The 14,545-nt window shown below is 73.7% G+C and carries 15 protein-coding genes; 5 read left to right on the top strand and 10 right to left on the bottom strand.

Annotated features, from left to right (window positions below; translation table 11 throughout):
- Positions 1-78: 78 nt before the first annotated feature.
- The 9 genes from ACK2IS_RS13605 to ACK2IS_RS13645 form a co-directional block, all read right to left on the bottom strand.
- A complete protein-coding gene (locus ACK2IS_RS13605; protein WP_409483832.1) occupies positions 79-1,275 on the bottom strand; it encodes an acetoin utilization protein AcuC in 1,197 nt (398 codons plus the stop codon).
- Positions 1,276-1,352: 77 nt separating this feature from the next.
- The gene (locus tag ACK2IS_RS13610; RefSeq protein WP_409483833.1) at positions 1,353-1,907 is read right to left on the bottom strand and encodes an N-acetyltransferase family protein; all 555 of its coding nucleotides are present in this window, start codon (positions 1,905-1,907) and stop codon (positions 1,353-1,355) included.
- 49 nt (positions 1,908-1,956) lie between these two features.
- Positions 1,957-2,784 carry a pyrroline-5-carboxylate reductase gene (proC, locus tag ACK2IS_RS13615; RefSeq protein WP_409483834.1) on the bottom strand — a complete coding sequence of 276 codons (828 nt, stop codon included), beginning with the start codon at positions 2,782-2,784 and terminating at the stop codon, positions 1,957-1,959.
- Positions 2,785-2,820: 36 nt separating this feature from the next.
- Entirely contained in the window at positions 2,821-3,774 is a 954-nt protein-coding gene (locus ACK2IS_RS13620; RefSeq protein WP_409483835.1) for a proline dehydrogenase family protein, read from the bottom strand.
- Between the two features lie 18 nt (positions 3,775-3,792).
- Positions 3,793-4,527: an ABC transporter permease gene (locus tag ACK2IS_RS13625; RefSeq protein WP_409483836.1), complete on the bottom strand. Its 735-nt coding sequence runs from the start codon at positions 4,525-4,527 to the stop codon at positions 3,793-3,795.
- Positions 4,524-5,384: an ABC transporter ATP-binding protein gene (locus ACK2IS_RS13630; protein WP_409483837.1), complete on the bottom strand. Its 861-nt coding sequence runs from the start codon at positions 5,382-5,384 to the stop codon at positions 4,524-4,526. Before ACK2IS_RS13630 ends, ACK2IS_RS13625 begins: the two co-directional genes overlap by 4 nt.
- 72 nt (positions 5,385-5,456) lie before the next feature.
- Positions 5,457-6,056 carry a TetR family transcriptional regulator gene (locus tag ACK2IS_RS13635; protein ID WP_409483838.1) on the bottom strand — a complete coding sequence of 200 codons (600 nt, stop codon included), beginning with the start codon at positions 6,054-6,056 and terminating at the stop codon, positions 5,457-5,459.
- The gene (locus tag ACK2IS_RS13640; protein ID WP_409483839.1) at positions 6,053-6,790 is read right to left on the bottom strand and encodes a sugar phosphate isomerase/epimerase family protein; all 738 of its coding nucleotides are present in this window, start codon (positions 6,788-6,790) and stop codon (positions 6,053-6,055) included. Before ACK2IS_RS13640 ends, ACK2IS_RS13635 begins: the two co-directional genes overlap by 4 nt.
- Positions 6,791-6,959: 169 nt before the next feature.
- Positions 6,960-7,892: a Ppx/GppA family phosphatase gene (locus tag ACK2IS_RS13645; protein WP_409483840.1), complete on the bottom strand. Its 933-nt coding sequence runs from the start codon at positions 7,890-7,892 to the stop codon at positions 6,960-6,962.
- Between the two features lie 60 nt (positions 7,893-7,952).
- Here ACK2IS_RS13645 and ACK2IS_RS13650 point away from each other — a divergent pair, with 60 nt between their 5' ends.
- The gene (locus ACK2IS_RS13650) at positions 7,953-8,852 is read left to right on the top strand and encodes a hypothetical protein (protein WP_409483841.1); all 900 of its coding nucleotides are present in this window, start codon (positions 7,953-7,955) and stop codon (positions 8,850-8,852) included.
- Positions 8,849-9,568 (top strand): class I SAM-dependent methyltransferase, encoded by a 720-nt coding sequence (locus ACK2IS_RS13655; RefSeq protein ID WP_409483842.1) that lies wholly within the window; start codon positions 8,849-8,851, stop codon positions 9,566-9,568. Before ACK2IS_RS13650 ends, ACK2IS_RS13655 begins: the two co-directional genes overlap by 4 nt.
- Positions 9,569-9,635: 67 nt before the next feature.
- Here the strand turns inward: ACK2IS_RS13655 and ACK2IS_RS13660 are convergent, their stop codons facing one another.
- Positions 9,636-10,139, bottom strand: a complete 504-nt coding sequence (locus tag ACK2IS_RS13660) for an NUDIX hydrolase (RefSeq protein ID WP_409483843.1) — start codon at positions 10,137-10,139, stop codon at positions 9,636-9,638.
- A 211-nt stretch (positions 10,140-10,350) separates the two neighbouring features.
- Between ACK2IS_RS13660 and ACK2IS_RS13665 the strand changes: the two genes are divergently transcribed.
- From ACK2IS_RS13665 to disA, 3 genes are all read left to right on the top strand, one after another.
- Positions 10,351-11,757 (top strand): DUF222 domain-containing protein, encoded by a 1,407-nt coding sequence (locus ACK2IS_RS13665; protein ID WP_409483844.1) that lies wholly within the window; start codon positions 10,351-10,353, stop codon positions 11,755-11,757.
- A gap of 122 nt (positions 11,758-11,879) precedes the next feature.
- The gene (gene radA, locus ACK2IS_RS13670) at positions 11,880-13,286 is read left to right on the top strand and encodes a DNA repair protein RadA (RefSeq protein ID WP_409483845.1); all 1,407 of its coding nucleotides are present in this window, start codon (positions 11,880-11,882) and stop codon (positions 13,284-13,286) included.
- 176 nt (positions 13,287-13,462) lie between these two features.
- On the top strand, positions 13,463-14,530 hold the full coding sequence (disA, locus tag ACK2IS_RS13675; RefSeq protein WP_409485679.1) for a DNA integrity scanning diadenylate cyclase DisA: 1,068 nt from the start codon (positions 13,463-13,465) through the stop codon (positions 14,528-14,530).
- Positions 14,531-14,545: the final 15 nt, after the last annotated feature.

A 14,545-nucleotide genomic window follows, 5' to 3' on the forward strand; every position in this document is an offset into this window, starting at 1 on the left:
AGCCCTGAGCAGATTCACCCGTGCTGTCCAGCCGACACGCCGCGGGGGACGTCTCGGTACGGCATGAGCCACGCGCGATCAGTCGAACCAGACGTCCAACCCGTGCAGGGGGAAGACCGCCTCGCGGGTCTGCATCACCGCGCGGTCGACCGGGTCCTCCGGGTCGTAGCCCGACTCCCACCCGCGCCACCAGACGATCCCCCCCTCGGCGACGCCGTCGCTCATGGTCTCCGGCCCGGGCCGGCCGTACCGCTCCTGGACGTAGGAGCGCCAGCCGGCTGGGATGGGGGTGTCCAGCCGGAGGGGGTGGTGTGCCGCGATGGCGGTCAGGTGGGTCCAGGCCCGGGGCACCACGTCGACGACCTCGTAGCCGCCCCCGCCCAGCGCCACCCAGCGACCGTCGCACACCTCGTGCGACAGTCGGTGCAGCCCCTCGAAGGCCTGCCGCTGGGCGTCCACCGAGATGGCCAGGTGCGCCAGCGGGTCCTGGAAGTGCGAGTCGCAGCCCTGCTGCGTCACCAGGACGTCCGGGGCGAACGCCCGGACGAGCGGGTCGACCACCGCGTTGATCGCACGCAGCCACGCGGCGTCGCCCGTGCCGGGTGGCAGAGCGACGTTGACCGCCGTGCCGTCGGCGGCCGGGCCGCCCGTGTCCCGTGCGAAGCCGGTGCCGGGGAACAGCACCCGGCCGGTCTCGTGGACGGAGATCGTCATCACCCGCGGGTCGTCCCAGAAGCAGCGCTCGACCCCGTCGCCGTGGTGCACGTCGACGTCGACGTACACCACCCGCCGGGCGCCGTGCTCGAGCAGCCAGTGGATCCCCACCGCCGCGTCGTTGTAGATGCAGAAGCCCGCCGCCTTGTCGGGCATCGCGTGATGCATCCCGCCGCAGAAGTTGACCCCGTGGCGGGCTCGTCCCTGCCAGACGTCCTGGCACACCGCCAGGGTCCCGCCCGCGATCCGGGCGGCAGCCTCGTGCATGCCGGGGAAGGCCGGGTCGTCCTCGGTGCCCACGCCGTACGCCCGGTCGGCCTGGCTCGGGTCCTCCCCCGCCGCCCGCACGGCCGCGACGTAGTCCGCCGAGTGCACCCGACCGAGCGTCTCGTCGTCCGCCACCGGGGGGTCCACCAGCTCCACGTCGTCGTGGGCGAAGACCCCGAGCTCCGCGCACAGGCGCGCGGTCAGGTCGAGGCGCACCGGGCTCATGGGATGGTCGGGCCCGAAGTCGTAACGGGTGAAGCTCTGGTCCCAGACCACTCTCGTCGGCAGCGACATGCTCCCGACGGTACCCGCGCGGGTGCGGGGCGGCGCGGCGAAGCCGACGGCCCGCGCGTCAGGTGGAGGCGGCCGACTCAGCGGACGGAGGTGCTGGCGACCGCGCCCGGGTCGTCCGCCAGCGGAAGGATCATCATCATCTCGTCCTCGTCGGCATCCCCCGGGGACTCGCCCCGGGCCACCATCGGGCGGCGGGTGTCCGTGACCCGGAAGCCGTAGGAGCTGGCGAAGGCGACCGCCACGCCGTTGTCGGTCCCCACCCAGTAGGCGAGGTGGCGGCAGTCCATGCTGCGAGCGATTCCGGCGGCCGCGCGGACCAGCTCCACGCCGACGCCCTTGCCGCGCGCCTGCGGGCTCACCCACATCCCGAAGAACTCCGCCATCGCGTCGTCGGTGCCCTCGCGCGGCGCCTGGGCCCGCACCGAGCCGACCCCGACCTGCTTGCCGTCGAGCTCGGCGACCAGCCGCGTCGCCCGCTGCATCCGCTCGTGCCAGGCCTGGTCGTCCCAGGCGACCTCGGCCTCGAAGGTCGCGGCGAAGGCCTCCGGGGACTCCTGCAACGACGCCAGCCGGAAGCGCTTGTAGAGCTCCCAGTCGTTGTCGGTCAGCACGCGCACGGTCAGCTCGGTCATGGGTAGATCCTCGCACGGGGGATCTGGGCCCTGCCACAGCAGGGCGTGCTCACCGTCCCAGCTCCGCCGACCGCTCGGCGGACCGGCGCACGGCGGCCACCAGCGCCGCCCGCACCGCGCGGTCGTCGAGCTCGGCGAGACCGGCCATCGTGGTGCCACCGGGCGAGCAGACCCGCTCGCGCAGGACGGTGGCGCTGTCCTCGCCCCGGGCCAGCATGGTCGCCGCCCCGAGAAGGGTCTGGTGCGCGAGGGTCACCGCCACGTCGCGGGGCAGTCCCAGGAGCACCCCGCCCTCGGCGAGCGCCTCGGCGACGTAGAAGACGTAGGCCGGGCCCGATCCCGACAGCCCGGTGACGGCGTCGAGGTGCCTCTCGGGCAGGGTGAGCACCTGCCCGGAGGGGGCGAGCACGGCTGCGGCCAGGGCGGACCGGGCGGGCGAGCAGGCCGACCCGGGGGCCAGCACGGCCATCCCCTCCCCCACGAGGGCGGGGGTGTTGGGCATGACCCGGACGACCGCCGCGCCCTCGGGCAGCGCCTCCTCCAGCGCCGCCAGGGTGACCCCGGCGGCGATGCTCACGACCACGTCGTCCTCACCGAGGTGCTCCCCGATCTCGGCGAGCACCTCGGCCACGTCCGCGGGCTTGACGGCGACCACGTGGACCGCGGCATCCGGCGCGGCCTCGGCCGCCCGCGACGCCGTGCGCACGCCGTACCGCCGCCGGACCCGCTCCAGGGCCGGGGCGTGGGCGTCCACGGCCACGACCTGCTCGGCCGGGTGGCCACCCGCCACCAGGGCGGCGAGCAGCGCCGAGCCCATCGCGCCGGTGCCGTAGAACGCGACCGTGCGCGTCCCGAGGTCCTGCGGGTCGTCAGCCATGTCAAGCCCTTTCAGGTATGCCGGTCGGGCCGGCGATCAGCGGCGGGTGAGCAGGGAGCGCAGGAAGAAGGTGACGTTGGTGGGGCGCTCGGCCACCCGCTGGACGAGGTAGGAGTACCACGAGGGGCCGTAGGGGACGTAGACCCGCATCCGCATCCCGCGGTCGGCGAGCGAGGTCTGCTCCAGGGGGCGGATGCCGAGGTACATCTGGTGCTCGTAGTCCCGTCGACCGCGGCCGGTCGCCCGGGCGAGCCGCTCGGCCAGGTCCGTGAGGCGCGGGTCGTGGGTCGCGACCATGGGATAGGCGTCGCCGCGCATGAGGATCGCGAGGCAGCGGGCATAGGACCGGTCGACGTCGGGCGCGGCGTCGAAGGTCCCTCGCTCGTGCAGCGTGTAGGCGCTCTTGACCAGCCGCACCCGCGCCCCGGAGTCGGCGAGCAGCTCGCAGTCCCCCTCCGCGCGCAGCAGGGCCGCCTGGACGGTCACCCCCACGGTCGGCAGGTCGGCGCGCAGGGCGTCCGCGATCCGCATGGTGGGCTCGACCGAGTCCAGCCCCTCCATGTCCAAGGTGGTCTCCACGCCGGCGTTGTGGGCGGCGCGCACGACCCGCCGCAGCTGGGCGAGCGCAAGCTCCTGTCCGGTGGTCTGGTCGAGCCGGCCGAAGGCCGCGGGCCGCACGCTCAGCTCGAACCGCCGGCCGCGCGTCAGCCCTCGCTCGCGGGCCTGCTCGACCAGCCGGAGGTGCTCGGCGACGGTGGCGTCGCTGTTGGCCCGGGTGTCGGCGTCCGGCCCGAGGTAGGCCACGGTGACGTCCCGCCCGGTCTCCATCAGGTCGCGCGAGGCGTCCACCGCCGTCCGCGTGGCGTCTCCCGCGATGTAGCGGGCGAGCACCTCGCGGGTGCCGGGCGACTCCTCGATGACGGACTGGACGCGGTGGACGCGGGCGAGGCGCAGCGACGCCAGGCGCAGGGAGTCGGCGGGGTCGAGCATGGCGCCCAGGCTAGACGGTCAGGGGGTCCGCCGACGCAGGGTGGCTGCCCCCAGGGCGATCGCGGCGACCATGAAGGCCGCCATGACGGCGACGTCGCGCCAGACGTCGCCGTCGCCGTCGGACCGGCGGGCGATGGTCTGCATGGCGTCGACGGCATGGCTCAGGGGCAGGACGTCGCCGACCCGGTGCAGGGTCTCGGGCATCCGGTCCCGCGGGGTCAGCAGCCCGCAGAGCAGGAACTGCGGCAGCACGAAGGCCGGCAGGAACTGCACGGCCTGGAACTCCGTCGTGGCGAAGGCCGAGACGAAGAGCCCGAAGGTGCTGCCGAGCACCGCGTCCACGACCGCGACGAGCACCAGCATCCCCAGGGAGCCCTGGACGTCCAGGCCGCACACCCACACCGCGAAGGCCGTGGCGACGAGGGCCTGCAGGAGGGCGAACAGGCCGAAGGCGAGCGCATATCCGGCGAGGAGATCACCCTTGCCCAGGGGCGTGGTCCAGAGCCGCTCCATGGTGCCGGAGGACCGCTCGCGCAGGGTCGTGATGCTCGTGACGATGAACATCACGACGAAGGGGAAGACCCCGAGCAGGGCGGGGCCCACCAGGTCGAAGACGGGCCCGCCGTCGAAGACCCAGGCCAGCAGCCCCATGAGCACGCAGGGGACGACGAGCAGGAGCGCGACCGTGCGCCGGTCGGAGACGATCTGGGCCAGGATGCGGCGCGCGGTGACCGCGGTGAGGCGGGGGTTCATGACTGCTCCTGCCGTATGTCGGCGCGCGGCACGTCCGCCCGCGGGGTGGTGTGCCCCTCGTCCCCGGCGTCGGCCCGGTCGATGAGGGTGAGGAAGGCCTGCTCGGCGTCGTCGGCGCCGGTGGCGGCGAGGAGCTCGGGGTAGGTCGCGTCGGCGAGGATCCGGCCGTCGCGGATCAGGACGAGCCGGTCGCAGCGGGCGGCCTCGTCCATGACATGGCTGGAGACGAGCAGCGTGGTGCCCTGGGCGGCGAGCCGGTGGAAGAGCTCCCACAAGCTGCGGCGCAGGACCGGGTCGAGCCCGACGGTGGGCTCGTCGAGGACGAGCAGCCGGGGGTTGCCGACCAGGGAGCAGGCCAGGGAGGCCCGGCCGCGCTGGCCGCCGGACAGGGCCCGGGCGGTGTCGTCGGCGTGGCTGGTGAGGTCCACGAGGTCCAGGACCCGGGCGACCTCCGCGTCGACGCCCCGCACCCCGAGCAGGCGCGCGACGTAGGTGACGTTGGCGCGGACGGACAGGTCGTCGTGGATGCTGGGCGCCTGCGTGGTGTAGCCCACCTCGCGCCGCAGGGCCGGCGAGCCGGCCGGGCGCCCGAGGACGAGGACCTCGCCGCCGTGGGTGACCTGCACGCCGACGATGGCGCGCATCAGCGTGGACTTGCCCCCACCGGAGGGGCCGAGCAGGCCGACGACCTGCCCCGTGGGCACCTGGAGGTCGAGGCCGTGGAGGACCTCGCGGGGGCCGCGGCGCACGACCAGCCCTCGGACGTCGATGGCGATGTCGCCGCGACGGGGCTCGGCAGCGGCGCGGTCCGGCGTGTCGGACGTGGTGGTCGAGGTGGTCGAACGTTGGCGTCTCATCACGAGTCCTGACGTTTCATCATGTGATGAATTTAGCGCGCAGACGACGGCGCCACAAGAGGTCTCGGTGCGTCAGCGGTCCAGGTAGCGCTGGATGGAGGGGGCGACGTCGGCGACCAGCTGATCCGGGTCCGCGTCGGCCACGCCCGGCAGCTCGATGACGTAGCGCAGGAAGGCGACCCCGACCATCTGGGTCCCGATCAGCGCCGCGCGGCGCTGGGCCTCCTCCGGGCCGCGCGGCGGCGACCCCGCGGGGTGGGCCTCGGCGATCCGCCCGAAGATCTCGGCCACCACGAACTCCCGCAGCACCGTCGCCGCCGCGTCGTGGGTCGCCGCGGCCCGCAGCAGCGCCGCCATCCGCGGCCGGCCCTGCGCCGAGTCCCACACCGCCAGGAAGTGCCGCACCAGCGACTCGCCCAGCCGGTCGTGAGGTGCCTGGAGGATCTCGTCGACGACGTCGCGCGGGTTGACCGGCAGCTCCATCGCCGCCGCGAACAGGCCCGGCTTGCCGTCGAAGTAGTGGTGGACCAGTGCGGGGTCCACGCCCGCAGCCCGCGCGACGGCGCGCAGGGACGTGCCGTCATACCCCCGCTCGGCGAACTCGGTCCGCGCCGCCTCGACGATGTCGGCCCGCGCGTCCTCCCCCGCCGGGCGAGGTCCTCGCGGGCTCACGCGCCCGGCCGAGCCAGGTGCCGGCGCGCGAAGTCGAGGGACTCCGCGAGATCGACCAGCCGCTGCTGCGCGTCGCCCTTACGGGTGCTCACCTCGACCACCACGTCGCCCGTGAAGCCGGTGGCGACGAGGTGCTCCAGCAGCTCCTTGGCCGGTTGGGAGCCACGCCCCGGCACCAGGTGCTCGTCCAGCGCCGACCCCAGGCCGTCGGTGAGGTGGACGTGGTGCAGCCGGTCGCCGAGCGCCTGGGCCATCTCCAGGGAGTCCTCCTGCGCCGTCGCCGCGTGCGACAGGTCCAAGGTCACGTGGTCGTAGGGCTGCTCGACCGGGTCCCAGTGCGGCAGGTAGGCCTGCACGAGCCGACGGCCGGCACGCCAGGGATACATGTTCTCCACCGCGATGGTGATGCCCGTCTCGTGCTCGCGCACGGCCACCCCCTCCACGAACTCCCGCGCGTAGACCCGCTGCCAGCGGAAGGGCGGGTGCGCGACCACGGTCTGGCAGCCCACGGCCCGCGCCAGCGCGACGGACAGGTCGATCTTGGGCCAGGGCTCGGCGTGCATCACCCGCTGGGTGAGCAGCAGCGTCGGGGCGTGGACCGAGACGACCGGGAGGCCGTACCGCTGCACCAGGGCGTCGAGCGCGTCGGCGTCCTGGGACACGGGGTCGGTGTAGACCATCACCTCCACACCGTCGTAGCCCAGCTCCGCGGCGATCCGGAAGGCGTCCGCCACCTTCGCTGGATAGACCGACGAGGTCGACAGGGCGACGCGTGGACGAGCAGGAGCCGAGGTCACGGCGCGAGCCTAGCGCCCGTCCCGGGCACGGACGCCCTCCCGGGTCGTCGATCAGCGCGTATGCCGGGAGCGCCCGGCATACGCCCGGACCCCCTCTCCTGCGCGGTCACTCCATCCGCATCAGGTCGAGCTCGTTGAGGATCACGCCCTCGCGCAGCGCCCACGGGCAGATCTCCAGCCGCTCGATCCCGAGCAGGTGCATCGCCGACTCGGCCACCAGGGCGCCGCCGAGCAGCTGCTGGGCCCGGCCGGCGGAGATGCCGGGCAGCTCCCGCCGCTGCGCGACGGTCATCCGCGCCAGGCGCGGGACGAGCTCGGCGAGGGCGGCGTGCTCCAGGTGCCGGCGCACCTGGACGCCCTCGCTGGACGGAGCCGCACCGAGGACCCGGGCCAGGGAGCGCATCGTCTTGGAGGTCCCCACGGCCAGGTCCGGCTCGCCCGCCCTGGCGATGTCCCGCAGCCCCCGCGCGATCGTCGCGCGCACGTGCTTGCGGGCCTCGCGCACCTGCGCCTCCAGCGGCGGATCGCCCTGCAGGAGGTTGCGGGTGACGCGTCCGGCCCCCAGCTCGAAGGACCGCGCCACGTCCGGGTCCTCGTCCAGACCGGTGGCGATCTCCAACGAGCCGCCCCCGATGTCGATCATCGTCACCCGCCCGCTGGACCAGCCGAACCACCGGCGGACCGCGAGGAAGGTCATCCGGGCCTCGTCCTCGCCCGAGAGGACCTGCAGCTCGGCGCCGGTGCTCCGACGGACCATCTCCAGCACCTCGTCGCCGTTGCCGGCCTCGCGGATCGCGCTGGTCACGAAGCCCGTGAGCCGCTCCACACCCTCGTCCTCGGCCATCTGCAGGCACTCGGCGCAGAACCGCTCCAGCGCCTGCACCGTCGGGGCGTCGACGTGGCCCGCGTCGTCGATGTGCTCGGAGATGCGCAGCTCGACCTTGTGGCTGATCGCCGGCAGCGGGCGGCCTCCCCAGTGAGCGTCGACGACGAGCATGTGGACGGTATTCGACCCGATGTCGATCACTCCGAGACGCATGGTGACGAGCGTAGCCCCCGCCTGCCGGGGACGCCGGAGGGCGGGTCCTATGGTGGTCGGGTGCCCGAGACCCCCCTGGACGTGCCCCGCACCTGGATCGAGTTCCCCGATCCCGCCGACGCCGAGCAACGCTTCCGGTGCGACCTGACCTGGCTCACGTCTCGATGGACCTGCCTCTACGGCGCCGCGTGCCCGGGGATCTACGACGAACGGCCCGACGACGGCTGCTGCACACTCGGAGCCCACTTCACCGACGAGGAGGACGTGGCGCGGGTGCGCCGGGTGGCCTCGCAGCTGACGGGCGACCGCTGGGAGCTGCGGCCCGTCGGGGTGGTGACGGGAGACTCGCGGCAGGCCGGCGGGGGTGAGGCCGGGAAGGTGGCCGCGGACGGGACCGAGGACCCGCTGCCGGCCTGGCTGGAGCGGGCGGACGGCGACCTCAAGACGCGCGTCGTCGACGGGGCCTGCATCTTCCTCAACCGACCGGGATTCCCTGGCGGACAGGGCTGCTCGCTGCACCGGTGGGCGATCGAGCAGGGTGAGGCACCCCACACCGTCAAGCCTGACGTGTGCTGGCAGCTGCCCATCCGCCGCAGCTACCGCACGGTCGAGATGCCCGACGACACCAGCTATCTGGAGGTGTCGATCGGCGAGTTCGACCGCCGCGGCTGGGGACCCGGCGGGCACGACCTGGACTGGTACTGCTCCGGCAACCCCGAGGCGCACGTCGGACGCGAGCCGGTCTATCGCAGCGCCGAGGCCGAGCTGCGCGACCTGATGGGCGATCGCGCGTACGACGAGCTCGTGATCCGGTGCGAGGCCCACCTGGCGACCGTGCGAGCCGCCCGCTCGACGGGGGTCCGCACGCTGCTGCCGCTGCTCGTCCACCCCGCCACCCTGGCCGCCCAGGGCGAGCGCGCCGTGACCTGCAAGCCCGTGCCCGACAAGGCGTCTCGATGACCGCGATCCCCTCCCCCAACATCTGGCAGGACCCGGACGGCTACGAGCTGGAGAACCGCGGCGTCGACCCCGACGGCACCATCGAGGCAGCCATGCTGCGGACGCTCGGACGCGACGGCGAGGCGCCGCTCACCGGCCTCGACCTGGTCGACATCGGCTGCGGAAGCGGCTATCACCTGCCGCGGTTCGCGGCGCTGGGGGCGCAGGTCGTCGGCGTGGAGCCGCACCCGCCGCTGCTGACGCGGGCGCGGGCACGGGTGGCGCAGATGCGTGACGCCACGGTGCGCGACCGGATCGAGGTGCGCGAGGGGGGCGCCCAGGCCCTGCCGCTCCCCGACCGGTCCGTCGACGTGGCGCACGCGCGGTGGGCGTACTTCTTCGGGGCCGGGTGCGAGCCAGGGCTGGCCGAGCTGGATCGCGTGATGCGGCCCGGGGCGACGGCCTTCGTCATCGACAACGACGCGACCCGGTCGACCTTCGGCGGGTGGTTCACCCGGGCCTGGCCGACGTACGACGCGCTCGGCGTCGAACGCTTCTGGCGACGCCAGGGTTGGTCCGTGGAGCGGGTGGACATGCGCTGGGCGCACGCCACCCGGGCGGACCTGGAGCAGGTCGTGCGGCTGGAGTTCGCGCCCGACGCGGCCGACCGGATCCTCGCCGGGCACGACGGCACCGAGGTCGACTACGCCGTGAACCTCTGGCACCGCAGCTGGTGACGGCCGTCGAGCGGGTGGGCGTGGGCGGACGTGGCGACACCGGCGTGGCTCCCGGCGCCGGCGTGGATCACGGCGCCGTCGTCGATGCCGTCGTCGTCGGTGCTGTCGTCGATGCCGTCGTCGGCGGCGGCGTCGTGCCCGCATGGCGCCGCCACGCGGCGAGAGCGGCATCCACCGAGTCGGCGCGCGGCTCGAGGGCGGGCACGTCGGCGACGACGAACCACTGCGCCCGGTCCGTGGTCCCCCCGACCTCCTGCACACCGAGGACCCCGCCGGTGATGCGGGCCTCGTAGATCACCCGCACCGCCTTGTAGGGGCGGGCGCCGGCTTCTCGCCATACCCCATGGGTCGTGGTGAGCGGGCGGCCGAGCTCGACCGTGTGGCCGGTCTCCTCCAGACACTCCCGCACGACCGCCTGCTCGCAGGACTCGTCCAGCTCGACGCCGCCGCCGGGAAGGGTCCAGCACGGCCGGCGCCCGCCCTGCCCGTTGAACCAGGTGAGCAGCACGCGGTCGCCGTCGACGACGAGGGCGTAGGCCGCCAGGCGGGTGTCGTACTCGGTGAAGTGCATGGTCGGACGCTATCCCGGGCGCCGGGCGCCCGAGGGGTCAGCCCGCCGCGCTGTCGGCCGTTCGCCCTCCGTGGAGACGGCTGGGTCACTCGGGCGACATCCCTTGCTCCTCGAACATGACTTCGAGAAGATCGACGGGTCCGACGCGGGTGTGCGTCGGCGCGGTGCGAGGACGAGGTCGTGGCGGGTGTGCGTCGGAGGTGAGGTCGAGGTGGGACAGCCAGCGGTAAGGCATGACGACGCGGGGCGGGGCGAGGTCGAGGCGGCGCAGTCGTCGCTCTGCGCCCTCACGGACGCCCTGCGATCCTTGCGGCTCACCATCGCGTCCGTGGGCGACGGCGATCTCGCTCCGCTGGCGGCGGAGGCAGCCCGGATCTCCCGGCTCGCTCGCGGCCTGCTGGTCACGTGCACGGCGGAGGCCGAGGCTCGAGGGGTCCGGCTCGGGTCCGGGGCGCCCGGCTGCGCGCAGTGGCTCCTGGACCTGGACGCCGGGCTCACCACCACCGAGGCCTACGCCGTGCGCCGCGCTCTCGAGGTCACCGCCGACCCCTCGGTGACCGAGCTGCGGGCTGCCGTGATGTCGGGCGAGGCGACTGCGGCCGACGCCGTGATGGCGGCGCGGATCCACGACGAGCTGCGGGGCACGACCGATCCACAGCTCCACGCCGGCATCGCCTCCGAGGTGGCCACGCTGGCCCGGCAGCCCGACGGGCGGGACCAGCTGCGGGCCTATGCGACGGCGACCCGGCTGCGCCATACCGCTCCGGTCGACGAGGACCGACGCCGACGGCACCAGGAGACCCGGCGCGGGCTGTCGGCCTTCGTGCGTGAGGCCGACGGGATGTGGTCCCTGCACGGGCTCCTGAGCGACGCCGACAAGGCCGTGCTCGGCGCTGCCGTCGACGCGCTCTCGGCGCCGGACCACGCGCAGGGGCGCCACGGTGAGACCCTGCCCGACGAACGAACCCCGGCGCAGCGCCGCCTCGACGCCTTGGTGGCGCTCGCCCGCGAGGCCGCGTCCCGGTCCCGGACCGGCCCCATGGGCGCCACGACCAGGGTCAGTCTCGTCCTCCCCCTCGGCGCCCTGCGGACACCGAGCGCAGGCCTGCACCGCACCGATGGCGACGCCCCGGCCGCCGGGCCACCCGACGGCGAGGCGGGGACGAGCCTGGCGCTCGGTCACGACGGGAGCGGCATGCTGCTCTCCCCCACGGACGCGCGGGAGCTGAGCTGCGCCGCGGAGGTCACACCGGTATGGGTCGACGAGCGGGGGACCCCGGTGGACGTGGGCCGCACGACCCGGCTCGCCACCGCGCGTCAGCGTCAGCTCCTCGAGGTGCGCGACGGCGGCTGCACCTTCCCCGGGTGCGGGGCACCTGCCTCCTGGTGCCAGGCGCATCACCTCGTCCACTGGGCCGACGGCGGTGCCACCGACGTCGACAACCTGGCGCTGCTGTGCGGGCACCACCACCGGTTCACGCACCACCACGGCGTCCGTGGCACCGTCACCGACGGGCGGGTGACCTGGCAGGTGCGCCGCACCCGGTGGGGCTGGACCGCGGCCGAGGACCCCGACCCGCCGCCGAGACCCTCGACGTCGGAGCAGGACGCCGCCTGAGCGCAGCGCCGACCGGCCCGAGCCGCGAACCACGGAGCCGACCGGCCCCGCGAGGATGGCCCATGCCACCGCCCAGGACTGGTGCCCAGGGGTTTGTCCGACCGGCCGCCTAGGCTGCGCGTATGGCGAGCAAGGCCCCCAAGACCACCAAGGCGACCTACCGCTGCTCCGAGTGCGGGTGGACGACGCCCAAGTGGGTCGGACGGTGCGGCGAGTGCCAGACCTGGGGGTCGGTGAGCGAGGTCGGAGCGGTGGCCATCCGCACCACCGCGGCCAGCCACGTCGAGCGCCCGGCCGTCCCCATCGCCCAGGTCGACGCCCGCCGGGCCGAGGCCCGGTCCACCGGGGTCGGCGAGTTCGACCGGGTGCTGGGGGGCGGGCTCGTTGCCGGCGCGGTCGTCCTCGTGGCCGGGGAGCCGGGGATCGGGAAGTCCACCCTCCTCCTCGACGTCGCGGCCCAGGTAGCCCAGGCCGGCGGGACGGTGCTCTACGTCAGCGGCGAGGAGTCCGCGGCGCAGGTGCGCGTGCGCGCGGAGCGGATCGGCGCGATCGCGGACCGGCTCTACCTCGCCTCCGAGACCGACCTGGCCACCCTGCTGGGTCAGGTGGAGGCGGTGCAGCCCGACCTGCTGGTCGTGGACTCGGTCCAGACCATCAGCTCGGGCGAGATCGAGGGAGCCGCAGGAAACGTGTCCCAGGTGCGCGAGGTGGCGGCCAGCGTCATCGCAGCCGCCAAGCGCCGAGACATGGCGACCCTGCTCGTCGGGCACGTCACCAAGGACGGGTCCATCGCCGGGCCGCGCGTGCTGGAGCACCTCGTCGACGTGGTCGTCCAGTTCGAGGGCGAGCGACACAGCCGGCTGCGCCTGGTGCGAGCCGTCAAGAACCGGTACGGCCCGACCGACGAGGTCGGGTGTTTCGACCTGTCCGACGTCGGGATCGTGGGACTGACCGACCCCAGCGGACTCTTCCTCTCCAGCCGGGACACCGAGGTGGCCGGCACCTGCGTGACCGTGACGCTGGAGGGTCGCCGCCCGCTCGTGGCCGAGGTACAGGCCCTCCTCGACCAGACCAGGGCCACCAACCCGCGCCGCACCACCAGCGGCGTGGACCACAACCGGACGGCCATGGTCCTCGCCGTGCTCAGCAAGCACGCCAGGCTCGCGGTCCACGAGTGCGACGCCTACCTCGCCACGGTCGGGGGGGTCCGCCTCACCGAGCCTGCTGCCGACCTCGCCGTCGCCATCGCGCTCGCGTCCTCCCTCGCCGGCACCCCCGTCGCCTCGGGCACGGTGGCGTTCGGCGAGGTGGGGCTCGCTGGTGAGGTGCGGGCCTGCACCGGCCTCCAGCGGCGCCTCATCGAAGCCGCCCGCCTCGGATTTCGACGAGCGATCGTGCCGACCGGCACCGTGGCACAGGGGCAGCTGCCCGCCGGCATACAGGTCCTGGAGGTCAACCAGGTGGGGCGGGCGATCGGCCTGGCCCTGGATCTGGGACCACGGCGCGGGGAGGGTCCTGACGGCGACTGAGTGCCTGCGCCCGGTCCAACCCGGCCAATGGTCCCCATGACGCACCCTGCATGCTCCGTTAGGATGACAGCGGGTCAACTGCAGGCAACACCCTGCATGCGGTGACCGTGGAGCCGTGGCGCCCGCCGCCCGGACGAGAAGGAGAGTGCGTGGACCGCCGCCCCGACGACGAGCTGATGCTCTCGGCCCTTGCAGCCGTCGCACCCGGCACCGAGCTGCGTGACGGGCTGGAACGCATCCTCCGCGGCCGCACCGGCGCCCTCATCGTCCTGGGCAACGACAAGCTGGTGGAGCAGATCTCCACCGGCGGCTTCCCCATCGACATCGAGTTCGCTGCCACCCGCCTGCGCGAGCTGGCCAAGATGGACGGCGCCATCGTCGTCACCCGTGACGTCTCCCGCATCGTGCGGGCCGCCACCCAGCTCCTCCCGGACGCGTCCATCGAGACCAGTGAGTCCGGCACCCGTCACCGCACTGCCGAGCGGGTGGCGAAGCAGACCGGCTTCCCCGTCGTCTCGGTGAGCCAGTCGATGCAGATCATCGCGCTCTACGTCAACGGCCAGCGTCGGGTTATCGAGGACTCTTCCGCGATCCTGTCCCACGCCAACCAGGCGCTGGCCACCCTCGGCCGTTACAAGGCGCGTCTGGACGAGGTGACCGGGACCCTTTCCGCCCTGGAGATCGAGGACCTGGTGACGGTGCGCGACGTCATGGCCGTGCTGCAGCGGCTCGAGATGGTGCGTCGCATCAGCGAGGAGATCGAAGGCTACGTCGTCGAGCTGGGCACCGACGGTCGGTTGCTCAGCCTCCAGCTCGAGGAGCTCATGCAGGGCCTCGGCAACGACCGCGAGCTGGTGATCCGGGACTACCTGCACGAGGCGGTCGGAGGTGAGGCAGACCATGCGGTCAGCGTCCAGACCAGCCTGGCCGAGCTGGCGCAGCTGTCCACCAGCGAGCTCATCGACCTGCAGCTGGTCGCCCGCACCTTGGGCTTCGCCTCGGACGCCGACGTCCTCGACCAGGCGGTCAGCCCCATCGGGTTCCGGTTGCTGTCCAAGATCCCGCGGCTACCGGGGACCATCGTCGACCGGCTCGTGGAACACTTCGGCTCCCTGCAGCGACTCCTCGCCGCCAGCCTCGAGGACCTCATGGACGTCGACGGGGTCGGCGAGTCACGAGCCCGTGCGGTCCGCGAGGGGCTGTCTCGGCTGGCCGAGTCGAGCATCCTCGAGCGCTACGTCTGATCGCGACACCATCCG

It is taken from the genome of Arsenicicoccus dermatophilus, assembly GCF_046267915.1.
Classification (GTDB): Bacteria; Actinomycetota; Actinomycetes; order Actinomycetales; family Dermatophilaceae; genus Arsenicicoccus; species Arsenicicoccus dermatophilus_A.

What these genes read in the sequence shown, in the direction of transcription:
- ACK2IS_RS13625 (WP_409483836.1), bottom strand. Translation starts at nt 4,527, where the DNA reads ATGAACCCCCGCCTCACCGCGGTCACCGCGCGCCGCATCCTGGCCCAG.
- proC (WP_409483834.1), bottom strand. Translation starts at nt 2,784, where the DNA reads ATGGCTGACGACCCGCAGGACCTCGGGACGCGCACGGTCGCGTTCTAC.
- ACK2IS_RS13630 (WP_409483837.1), bottom strand. Translation starts at nt 5,384, where the DNA reads ATGAGACGCCAACGTTCGACCACCTCGACCACCACGTCCGACACGCCG.
- ACK2IS_RS13605 (WP_409483832.1), bottom strand. Translation starts at nt 1,275, where the DNA reads ATGTCGCTGCCGACGAGAGTGGTCTGGGACCAGAGCTTCACCCGTTAC.
- ACK2IS_RS13620 (WP_409483835.1), bottom strand. Translation starts at nt 3,774, where the DNA reads ATGCTCGACCCCGCCGACTCCCTGCGCCTGGCGTCGCTGCGCCTCGCC.
- ACK2IS_RS13610 (WP_409483833.1), bottom strand. Translation starts at nt 1,907, where the DNA reads ATGACCGAGCTGACCGTGCGCGTGCTGACCGACAACGACTGGGAGCTC.
- ACK2IS_RS13645 (WP_409483840.1), bottom strand. Translation starts at nt 7,892, where the DNA reads ATGCGTCTCGGAGTGATCGACATCGGGTCGAATACCGTCCACATGCTC.
- ACK2IS_RS13655 (WP_409483842.1), top strand. Translation starts at nt 8,849, where the DNA reads ATGACCGCGATCCCCTCCCCCAACATCTGGCAGGACCCGGACGGCTAC.
- disA (WP_409485679.1), top strand. Translation starts at nt 13,463, where the DNA reads ATGCTCTCGGCCCTTGCAGCCGTCGCACCCGGCACCGAGCTGCGTGAC.
- radA (WP_409483845.1), top strand. Translation starts at nt 11,880, where the DNA reads ATGGCGAGCAAGGCCCCCAAGACCACCAAGGCGACCTACCGCTGCTCC.
- ACK2IS_RS13660 (WP_409483843.1), bottom strand. Translation starts at nt 10,139, where the DNA reads ATGCACTTCACCGAGTACGACACCCGCCTGGCGGCCTACGCCCTCGTC.